Source organism: Sporolactobacillus sp. STSJ-5 (assembly GCF_024385605.1).
GTDB lineage: Bacteria > Bacillota > Bacilli > Bacillales > Sporolactobacillaceae > Sporolactobacillus.
Genome location: NZ_JANFOJ010000048.1, coordinates 1 through 1502 on the forward strand (window position 1 = coordinate 1; position 1502 = coordinate 1502).

Genomic DNA, 1502 nt, shown 5'->3' on the forward strand with positions numbered 1-1502 from the left:
AGTTGAGGCCGTATAATTGTGTAAAAAGGGGGATCTAAATGAGAGAAAAATGACGAGTGGGTGTTCTGTTTTCCCGGAGGGGGGCCGGCCCCCCTCCGGGAAAACAGCGAGATCCTTCTTCCTCGCTTCTCTCTCTCATTTTTTTCATAGAAAATGAGCCGGAGCCCATCATCTCAGTTAGAATAGAGTTGTCGAAAACCAAATTCTAAAGGAGAGACTCAGGGATGGCTCAAGTACAGATTACTCTAAATGAACAACTTCTGCATCAATTATTTCTTGGTGATGCGAAAAAATCAGGAATGAACGCCCTTTTGGAGGCGATCTTAAATCAAGTGTTAAAAGCTCAGGCCAGTGAACAGCTTAAAGCAGAAAAATATGAACGCAGCGATGCCCGAACCGATTACCGAAATGGTTCTTATCCGCGTCAATTGAAGACACGTGTAGGAACGCTCACACTGGATGTACCCAGACTGCGTAATGGTCATTTCTCAACGGATCTTTTCAATCGCTATCAGCGCAGTGAACAGGCACTGGTCCTCTCCTTGATGGAAATGGTCATCAACGGTGTTTCAACACGCAAGGTGAGTCAGATTACGGAAGAACTTTGCGGCACGGAGTTTTCGAAAACGACCGTTTCAGATCTTTGCGGACATCTGGATCCGATGGTCTCGGGCTGGAACAATCGTCCACTGAAGGGAAACTACCCTTTTCTCATTGTTGACGCGGTTTATACCAAAGTGCGTGAAGATGGGCGCGTTCGCTCCCGAGGTGTCCTGATCAGCTATGGAATCAATGATCTGGGCTATCGAACCATTCTTGGTTTGAAAATCGATGACAGCGAAAGCACGGACGCTTGGAAAAACTATTTTGACTGGCTGAAAGCTCGTGGCTTGAAAGGCGTTGATGTCGTGGTGAGTGATGATCATGGCGGTCTCGTCAAGGCGGTCCAAAAAGCCTTTCAGGGAGCCACTTGGCAACGGTGTCAGGCTCATTTTCTACGCAACGTGCACGATCGGCTCCCGAAGTCCCTCAAGCGCGAGGGCACCGAGCAGGTGAAAGCGATCCTTCAGGCACCCAATGTCCAAACGTCTCAGACCTTACTCCAATCGTTTCTAGAGACGTATCAAGAAAAGGTCCCTCGAGTAACCGAGCTTGTCGAAGCTGCTTTTGATGATGTGACCGCCGTGCTCACCCTACCAGAACCTTATCGTCGCCGTCTACGCACAACAAACGGTATGGAGCGCCTCAACGAAGAATTCCGTCGTCGCGAACGGGTGATTCGCATCTTTCCCAATCGTGAATCAATCCTCCGAATCATGGGTTCGCTGCTCATGGAGCAGAATGAGAAGTGGTCGAGTCGCTGCTATCTGAAAATGAATGAGTATTTTAGTTGGAAAGCCAAGCAACATCAATCGGAAAAATCGAGTAAAGTGACGACGATTTATCCCAGTTAATGATCTGTTCTAACCGAGATGAATTTACACAAGAAAAAAGACTTGACC

1 protein-coding gene is annotated in these 1502 nt (G+C 47.9%); it reads left to right on the plus strand.

The window, feature by feature from the left end:
* The first annotated feature begins 224 nt into the window (after positions 1–224).
* The gene (locus tag NOM01_RS17035; protein WP_155217839.1) at positions 225–1454 is read left to right on the plus strand and encodes an IS256 family transposase; all 1230 of its coding nucleotides are present in this window, start codon (positions 225–227) and stop codon (positions 1452–1454) included.
* Positions 1455–1502 lie beyond the last annotated feature (48 nt).